Origin of the sequence: Blautia sp. MCC269, assembly GCF_018785655.1 — a bacterium.
Classification (GTDB): Bacteria; Bacillota; Clostridia; order Lachnospirales; family Lachnospiraceae; genus Blautia_A.
The window spans coordinates 124,215-132,796 of the sequence record NZ_WQQE01000006.1 but is presented as its reverse complement, the minus strand read 5'-3'; the positions used below and the strand labels follow the sequence as shown (position 1 = coordinate 132,796).

General features: G+C 45.4%; 7 protein-coding genes. 6 read left to right on the top strand and 1 reads right to left on the bottom strand.

Features of this window, described 5'->3' with window-relative positions; all coding sequences use genetic code 11:
* Positions 1-336: 336 nt before the first annotated feature.
* A complete protein-coding gene (locus GPK88_RS01975; RefSeq protein ID WP_173762089.1) occupies positions 337-1,269 on the top strand; it encodes a D-alanyl-D-alanine carboxypeptidase family protein in 933 nt (310 codons plus the stop codon).
* Positions 1,270-1,338: 69 nt separating this feature from the next.
* Here the strand turns inward: GPK88_RS01975 and GPK88_RS01970 are convergent, their stop codons facing one another.
* On the bottom strand, positions 1,339-2,220 hold the full coding sequence (locus GPK88_RS01970) for a class I SAM-dependent methyltransferase (RefSeq protein WP_173762062.1): 882 nt from the start codon (positions 2,218-2,220) through the stop codon (positions 1,339-1,341).
* Positions 2,221-2,440: 220 nt separating this feature from the next.
* On the opposite strand from GPK88_RS01970, the gene GPK88_RS01965 reads away from it, so the two are divergent.
* The 5 genes from GPK88_RS01965 to GPK88_RS01945 all read left to right on the top strand — a co-directional run bounded on the left by GPK88_RS01965 (position 2,441) and on the right by GPK88_RS01945 (position 8,490).
* Positions 2,441-3,724, top strand: a complete 1,284-nt coding sequence (locus GPK88_RS01965) for an aspartate aminotransferase type Ic (protein ID WP_148445435.1) — start codon at positions 2,441-2,443, stop codon at positions 3,722-3,724.
* Positions 3,725-3,796: 72 nt separating this feature from the next.
* Positions 3,797-5,197, top strand: a complete 1,401-nt coding sequence (locus GPK88_RS01960) for a L,D-transpeptidase family protein (RefSeq protein WP_173762064.1) — start codon at positions 3,797-3,799, stop codon at positions 5,195-5,197.
* Between the two features lie 67 nt (positions 5,198-5,264).
* Positions 5,265-6,305 carry a D-alanine--D-alanine ligase family protein gene (locus tag GPK88_RS01955; RefSeq protein WP_148445825.1) on the top strand — a complete coding sequence of 347 codons (1,041 nt, stop codon included), beginning with the start codon at positions 5,265-5,267 and terminating at the stop codon, positions 6,303-6,305.
* Positions 6,306-6,376: 71 nt separating this feature from the next.
* Positions 6,377-7,765, top strand: a complete 1,389-nt coding sequence (locus GPK88_RS01950) for a UDP-N-acetylmuramoyl-tripeptide--D-alanyl-D-alanine ligase (protein ID WP_215707499.1) — start codon at positions 6,377-6,379, stop codon at positions 7,763-7,765.
* 128 nt (positions 7,766-7,893) lie between these two features.
* Complete coding sequence (locus tag GPK88_RS01945) at positions 7,894-8,490, top strand: hypothetical protein (protein ID WP_148445425.1); 597 nt, start codon at positions 7,894-7,896, stop codon at positions 8,488-8,490.
* Positions 8,491-8,582 lie beyond the last annotated feature (92 nt).

The window sequence follows — 8,582 nt, the reverse complement described above, 5'->3', positions numbered from 1 at the left end:
GCCTTCCGGGCGCAAGCAGGGAATAGTCCCTTATAGGGACAGAGCAAGCCACCCGCTAAGCGGGTGGTCTTGACTATACATTTATACACCTTGATTTTTTTTAACAAAAATTCTACAATAAGGCACAAACAGATTTAGAGAATTATTGGAGTTTTTTTATATATAGTTTACAGATGAAATTCCAGATTATGTTAATATAAAAAAGATGGGGAAAACAGCGCAGATATGTTTTCCAAAAGGGAAATTGGCAGATGAATTTATCTGAACAGGGAGTATAAATTGAGAACAAAAAAGCGTAAAGCGAAAAAAATAAAAAAAGAAATAAACAGAATAAAAATGGCACTCTGTCTGATTGTGGAGGCCATTGTGATCCTGACACTTGTAGTAATTATCGGTTGGAACAAGGGAGTGGGAGACTGGATGGAGTCTCTGCAGAGGCCGGTAGTCCGTAAACTGGAAATGAGTGGAATCAACAGTCCCTATGCAGTACTGATGCAGGTAAAAGGCGGGAAGATCATCGGAAATATGAAGGGCGATGAGAAGATCTATCCTGCTTCTATGACGAAGATTATGACGGTAATTGTGGCGATTGAGAACCTGGATGATCTGGATGAGGAGATTACACTGACACAGGAAATGTTCGCGGGACTTTATGAGCAGGATGCCACACAGGCAGGTTTTCAGCCAGGTGAAACAGTCCGTGCCATTGATCTTCTTTATGGTGCCATGCTGCCCTCCGGTGCGGAGTGCTGTATCGCACTGGCGGATACCGTAGGCGGTTCCAGAGATGGATTTGTGGAGATGATGAATAAAAAGGCACAGAGGCTCGGCATGAAAGGAACCCATTTCTGTGATACGACAGGCCTTCATGATCCGGATCACTACAGCACAGTAAGAGACATAGCGGTGCTTCTGAAGTATGCGTTAAAAAACGATACATTTCGGGAAATCATTGAAAGTCCGAGGCATTCTACCGGAGTTACCAATATTCATCCCAGCGGAATTACCTATTACAGCACAATGTTCAAGAATTTATCCGATACTTCGGTAACCGGAGGAAAGATTCTGGGTGGAAAAACCGGATACACCAGCGAAGCGGGCCTCTGTCTGGCAAGTTTTGCGGAAATTTACGGAAGAGAATATATCCTGGTAACTGCCGGTGCGGCAGGAAATACAGGAAACCCTCTTCATGTACAGGATGCGGTCACCATTTATAACCGGCTTGGAAATGCTATTGAAGCCCAGATGGGAGACAGTGGCCAGTCCTGATTTCTGTTACATAAAAAGAGGTCTGCATGTAAAGCAGGCCTCTTTTTCAGTTGATAATAATATGCCTCTTTATAAGTCGGTATGTGGGTGAAGAGAAGAACTCCAACGTCCGGAAGCTCCGCATGGCAGTACCAGTCCGGTCTCCTTTACAGGAAGTCCGATCTCCTGTGATTCCACGGTTCCCTTCCACGGCTTCAGCTCTGTAGCCAGCATATAAGTCAGCACTGCAGGTGCAAGCCCTGTTGTATAGGAATTTACCAGGAAGAACAGCGGATCATCGCTTAAGATCTTTGTACAGAGTTTGATCAGCGGATGAATGGCATCCTCAATTTTCCAGATTTCACCCTTAGGTCCACGGCCGTAGGAAGGCGGGTCCATAATGATGGCGTCGTAATGGTTCCCTCTTCGGATCTCACGCTCCACAAACTTCACACAGTCATCCACCAGCCAGCGGATCGGTGCGCCGAAAAGGCCGGAAGCTGCCGCATTCTCTTTAGCCCAGGTCACCATACCCTTGGAAGCATCCACATGGGTAACGGAAGCACCAGCCGCTGCAGCAGCCAGAGTAGCACCGCCTGTATAGGCAAAAAGATTTAAGACCTTAATCGGGCGTCCAGCATTGCGGATTTTTTCACCGAACCAGTCCCAGTTTACGGCCTGCTCCGGGAAAAGTCCCGTATGTTTGAAACTGAAAGGCTTCAGATTAAAAGTAAGATCTTTGTAATGGATCTCCCACTGGTGAGGAAGATCAAAAAACTCCCATTCACCGCCGCCACGGCTGCTTCTGTGATAATGTCCGTTCATATGCTTCCAGCCACGGTTCTTACGTGGAGTGTCCCAGATTACCTGGGGATCCGGACGAACCAGAAGATAGTCTCCCCAGCGCTCCAGCTTTTCTCCTTTTGATGTATCAATGACTTCATATTCTTTCCATCCATCTGCAATCCACATGATGTTTTATACCTCTTTCATACTAAATTTATATAACAGTTATATAGTAATGTTTTTTTCAGTATAGAGGAAAAACAGAAGCCATGCAAGAGAAGTGCAGGATTTTCCACGAAAGATTTGACAACAGCGCTTTTCCATACTAAAATGTACGAGAGATTTACAGAAGAAACACAGCAACCGCAGATATGAAACTGTGCACAAAAAGAGGAGAAGTAAACTTATGAAAAAATATTGTGAGATGAGCAGGGAAGAGCTACTCGATTTAAAGAAAGAACTCGACCGTGAGTTCGATGAGATCAAGGCAGAAGGCCTGGCACTGGACATGTCCCGTGGTAAACCGGCACCGGATCAGCTTGATCTTTCCATGAAAATGATGGAAGTACTTGCGGGCGATGCAGACCTGAAATGTGAGACCGGCGTGGACTGCCGTAACTATGGCGTTATCGATGGAATCCCGGAAGCTAAGAGACTTCTTGGTGAGATGTCTGAGGTAGAGCCTGAGAACATCATCATCTATGGTAACTCCAGCCTGAACGTAATGTTCGATACTATCGCACGTTCCTATTCCCATGGAGTAATGGGAAATACACCATGGTGCAAGCTTGACAAGGTAAAATTCCTCTGTCCTGTACCTGGATATGACCGTCACTTCCGTATCACAGAATTCTTCGGTATTGAGATGATCAACATTCCGATGTCTCCGGAAGGCCCGGATATGGATATGGTTGAGAAATACGTCAATGAAGACCCGGCAGTAAAGGGAATCTGGTGTGTTCCGAAATACTCCAACCCGCAGGGTTACACTTATTCCGAAGAGACCGTTAAACGTTTCGCACATCTGAAACCGGCAGCACCGGACTTCCGTATTTACTGGGATAACGCTTACAGCATCCACCATCTCTATGATGACAATCAGGATTTCCTTCTTGAGATCCTTGATGAGTGTGCGAAAGCAGGAAATCCGGACATTGTTTATAAATTTACTTCTACCTCCAAGGTAAGCTTCCCTGGTTCCGGTATCGCAGCAGTTGCTGCATCCAAGGCGAACCTGGATGACTTCCGCAAATACATGACTGTACAGACCATCGGACACGACAAGCTGAACCAGCTCCGTCACGTTCGTTTCTTCAAGGATATCAACGGACTGCATGAGCATATGAAGAAACACGCAGACATCCTTCGTCCGAAATTTGAGCTTGTTCTTGCAACACTGGATAAAGAACTTGACGGTCTCGGAATCGGTGAGTGGACCAAACCTCACGGCGGATATTTCATTTCCTTTGATGCAATGGAAGGCTGTGCAAAAGCCATCGTTGCCAAAGCAAAAGAAGCAGGTGTTGTCATGACTGGCGCCGGCGCAACCTATCCATATGGAAAGGACCCGAAAGACAGCAACATCCGTATTGCACCAAGCTATCCAAGCGTTGAGGAACTTGGCAAGGCAGCAGAGGTATTTGTTCTCTGTGTGAAGCTTGTAAGTGTGGAAAAACTTCTGGAGAAATAAATCTGTTACATCAGGCTGCCCGGTATTTCAGTGTACGTAATACCGGGCAGTTATAACTATCGGAGTGATATCATGGATGAGGAAAAAGAAAAAATGAAAACCGGCAGAAAAGTAGTTCTTGCACTGATCCTAATTCTGTTAATCCTTACAGCTGCAGCTTACGGGTACGGAGTTCATTATTTTACAGATCATTTTTTGCCAGGCTCTCAGGTAAACGGTTTTAACTGTTCCTATAAGACTGCAGAGGAAACCGAGAATCTTCTGGCAAAAGAAGTGCAGGCATATGTTCTTACCGTAGAGACAAGAAATAACGGAAAAGAGAGCATCACTGCAAAAGAAGCCGGACTGGTGTATAAACCAGGTGACGGGGCAAAGAAATTGATAAAAAAACAGGACCGCTACAAATGGTTCCTGGCTTTCAATCAGAAGAAAAAATATACACTGGAAACAGAAACCGAATACAATGACCAGAATAAATTGACAGAAACCGTAAAAAAACTGAAATGCATGCAGAAAGACAACATGGAAAAACCGGAAGACGCATGTATCAGAGACAACGGTGAAACCTATGAAATCCAGCCGGAAAAAGAAGGAACTACCCTGGATACAAAAAAAGTCCAGAAAGTGATCAGGAAAGCCATTTCCGCAGGAGATAAAAGTGTCAGCCTGGAAAAGACAGACTGCTACAAAAAGCCGTCTGTATACAAAGATGATGCCACTCTGAAAAAAGACTGTGATCAGATGAACAAGCTTACCAGTTGTGTGATCACCTACGATTTTTCAGACCGGTCCGAGCAGCTTGACCGTAACACCATCAAAGACTGGCTGACAAAAGATGCAAACGGAGATTATACAGTAGACAAAAATCAGATTGCGGCCTATGTGAACAGCCTGGGATATAAATATGATACCTTTGGCTGTACCAGAACATTTACCACGTATGATGGCCGCCAGAAAACCATCAAAGGTGGTGATTACGGCTGGGCCATTGACCAGACCACAGAAACCGAATGGCTTTATAATGCCATTCTTGCGGGAACTACAGAAGTGAGACAGCCGGCATATGCATACAGCGGACTTTGCAGAGACACCAATGATATTGGAAATACTTATGTAGAGATTGACCTGACCAACCAGAGAATGGTATTTTATAAAGATGGACAGCTTCTGGTAGATACACCGGTAGTTACCGGCTGTGTCCGAAAAGGCTATTCCACACCCACCGGATGTTTTGCCCTGGATGCCATGCGTTCACCGGCGGTCCTTAAGGGACCTGGATATGCGTCACCGGTTACATACTGGATGCCGTTTTCCGGCGGAGTTGGAATCCATGACGCAAGCTGGCGTTCACAGTATGGCGGACAGATCTACATCACAAACGGTTCCCATGGCTGTGTAAATACCCCGAAAGATCAGGCGGCAACCATTTATAATAATATTAGTGTAGGAGTACCGATCATAGTTTATGAATAAGAAATTAAAAGAAATATTAAAAGAATACGAAGAAAGAAAACACAAAATCATCAAGGGAGATGAAAGTATGAATATCGTTGTATTGGCAGGTGGAACCAGTACAGAAAGAGAGATCTCCATCGTAACAGGAACCGGTGTCTGCAAGGCACTTCGCAAAAAAGGTCATAATGCCATTCTTGTAGATATTTTCTGCGGACTGGAGCCGGTGGACTGGGATGAACCTTTTGGAGATAAAGATTATGAGGTAGATTCCGCAGCAGAGTATATGAGAAGTTTCGATGATGATATCGAAGAAATCAAACGCACAAGAAGAAGCTTTTTCGGACCAAATGTTCTGGAACTCTGCCAGGCAGCAGACATTGTATTTATGGGACTTCACGGTTCCAACGGAGAGGACGGAAAGGTTCAGGCAACCTTCGATCTTCTGGGAATCCGTTACACAGGAACCGGATACTTAAGCAGTGCCCTTGCTATGGATAAAGGCCTCACTAAGAAGATTTTCCTCATGGATCAGGTACCTACACCGAAGGGTGTTTCCATGCTGAAAGAAAACTGTACAAGAAACATCCAGGATCTTGGCATGGAATTTCCGGTTGTTGTAAAAACATGCTGCGGTGGTTCCAGCGTAGGTGTTTATATTGTAAACAACCAGAAAGAATATGAGGATGCCATTGACGGTGCTTATTCTTATGAGGATGAAGTTGTTGTTGAGGAATACATCAAAGGCCGTGAGTTTTCCGTTGCCGTTGTAGATGGAAAAGCGTATCCGATCATCGAGATCGCACCGAAGCAGGGCTTTTACGATTACAAGAACAAATATCAGGCAGGTTCCACAGTAGAGACCTGTCCGGCAGAAATTTCTCCGGAACTGACTGAGAAGATGCAGCACTATGCAGAAGCTGGTGCAAAAGCTCTCTGCATCGAAGGCTACGCACGTTTTGACTTCATGATGAAAGAAAACGGCGATATGTACTGCCTGGAGGCAAACACACTTCCGGGAATGACACCAACCAGCCTGATTCCGCAGGAAGCAAAAGTTCTGGGAATCGACTATCCGGATCTCTGCGAAGAGCTGATCCGCATTTCTCTGAAGAAATACAGAAAATAAAATATCTGACCATAACTCCTCCCGTTGACAGAACAACAGGAGGAGTTTGTGGCAAAAGAAAGGATTTTATCATGAAAAATCTTACATTGGAAAATATCACAAAAGTCTGTAACGGCATTTATCACGGACCTCAGGAAAAACTTCAGGAAGAAGTAACTGCCATCACAACAGACAGCCGTAAAGTGGAAAAAGGCGGTCTTTTTGTTCCGGTAGTTGGAGAGCGTGTGGATGCTCACCGCTTTATCCCCCAGGTGATGGAAGCAGGCGCACTTGCAACTTTATCCGAGAGAGTCCTTGAAGGTGCGGATTATCCGTACATTCAGGTAGAATCTTCTCTTCAGGCAGTAAAAGACATTGCGGAGTTTTATCTGGAGCAGCTGGAGATTCCGGTTGTGGGAATTACAGGAAGTGTTGGAAAAACCAGCACAAAAGAGGTGATCGCTTCTGTCCTGAAAGAGAAATACCGCACACTGAAAACCCAGGGAAATTTCAATAATGAGCTGGGACTTCCGCTGACTGTATTCCGCCTCCGTGATGAGGACGAGATTGCAGTTCTGGAAATGGGAATCAGTGATTTCGGTGAGATGACCCGCCTTGCAAAAATCGCGAAACCGGACACCTGCGTGATCACAAACATCGGAACCTGCCACCTGGAAAATCTTGGGGACAGAGACGGTGTCCTGAAGGCAAAAACAGAGATCTTTAAATATGTGAAGAAAAACATCGTACTCAACGGCGATGACGACAAACTCTCTACTGTAAAAGAATACAACGGCATCCAGCCGGTATTTTTCGGAAACGGAGAAAATGCTTCCGTTACCTGCGAAAATGTGGAGAGCCGCGGACTGAAAGGAATGAGTTGCGATATCTGTCTCAAGGGAAAAATGGCAGAGAACGGAGAGTTCCAGAAATTCCACGTGGAGATTCCAATGCCTGGACGCCATATGGTATCCAATGCACTGGCGGCAGCAGCTATCGGAAGACTTTACGGACTGAATGCAGAGCAGATCAAAAACGGTATCGAAAGTCTGGAACCGGTCAGTGGAAGATTCAATATGATCGAGACTGACAAGTTCATGATCGTAGATGACTGCTACAATGCAAATCCTATGTCCATGAAAGCTTCTCTGGATGTTCTTCAGGACGGACTTGGAAGAAGAGTTGCCATCCTTGGAGATATGGGCGAACTTGGAACAGACGAAGTTGCACTTCATGAGGGCGTAGGTGTTCATGCAGGCCATTGTAAGATTGATGCCTGCATCTGTGTGGGACCGCTTGCGGCACACATTGCAAAAAAAGCATCTGAGACCAATCCGGACTTAACTGTTATTCAGGAAAACAATCTGGAAAGCCTTTTTAAGAACCTGAGCACCTATGTGAAACAGGGAGACACCATCCTTGTAAAAGCTTCCCACTTCATGAAATTTGAAAATGTAGTCAAAGCACTGCAGGAAATGTAAAAAGACCGAAAACAGGGCAATCATTTGACGAACGAAAATTCTTTCCAGACCTTTCTTTCAGAGGTATACTGTTTCTAAAGGAGTTTGCACAGGAAACTGTGTGAAACCGTAGGGAAAGGGAGGAGCTTATGCTGGAGACGATCATGAAGCTGAACATCCCCCTTTACGTCATGACATCTATGGGATGTATCGGCGGCTTGGGGATGCTGGCAACGAACCTTACCTACCGAAGAATGATTCGAAATACACAGCGATTACAGAATCTGAAAGAGAAATGGCTGAACCTGTGGAAGTCAAGGGACAGGCTCTGGCACAGAATGAACCGTTTTGTATGGTATCCGTCCCTGTTTTGTACCTTTCTTCTGGCACTGTCTGTTTTTCTCAACAGCAGACTGGGACACAGAGAAGGCCTGCCTATGCTGTATCTTTATATAGGTGCGGCAGTGCCTGTGGCGTTGCTGCTTCTCCGTCAGGGACTGGATTTTTCGTACAAAGAAGAACTGGTGATGGCTTCTCTTGCAGACTACGTGGAACAGGTCCGGACCTGGGTGGAAGAAGTTCCGGTTCCCCAGAAAGCAGATCCCGTTTTGCAGGAAGAGATTGTGGATAAGATCACCAGAAGTATCCGCCAGACAGCCGCAACAGGAAGTCACTTCAGCAAGATGCTTTCTCCTGAGGAAGAAGAGATCATGAGGGAAATTATACGGGAGTTTATGAAAGAGTAGAAACAACAAAAATCTCCGGCAGATACGGTTCCTGGTATCCTGCCGGAGATTTTTTGTATATTTGTGTAAGATAAGGATTCTTTGGCTGTCTG

What these genes read in the sequence shown, in the direction of transcription:
- GPK88_RS01975 (WP_173762089.1), top strand. Translation starts at nt 337, where the DNA reads ATGGCACTCTGTCTGATTGTGGAGGCCATTGTGATCCTGACACTTGTA.
- GPK88_RS01970 (WP_173762062.1), bottom strand. Translation starts at nt 2,220, where the DNA reads ATGTGGATTGCAGATGGATGGAAAGAATATGAAGTCATTGATACATCA.
- GPK88_RS01965 (WP_148445435.1), top strand. Translation starts at nt 2,441, where the DNA reads ATGAAAAAATATTGTGAGATGAGCAGGGAAGAGCTACTCGATTTAAAG.
- GPK88_RS01960 (WP_173762064.1), top strand. Translation starts at nt 3,797, where the DNA reads ATGGATGAGGAAAAAGAAAAAATGAAAACCGGCAGAAAAGTAGTTCTT.
- GPK88_RS01955 (WP_148445825.1), top strand. Translation starts at nt 5,265, where the DNA reads ATGAATATCGTTGTATTGGCAGGTGGAACCAGTACAGAAAGAGAGATC.
- GPK88_RS01950 (WP_215707499.1), top strand. Translation starts at nt 6,377, where the DNA reads ATGAAAAATCTTACATTGGAAAATATCACAAAAGTCTGTAACGGCATT.
- GPK88_RS01945 (WP_148445425.1), top strand. Translation starts at nt 7,894, where the DNA reads ATGCTGGAGACGATCATGAAGCTGAACATCCCCCTTTACGTCATGACA.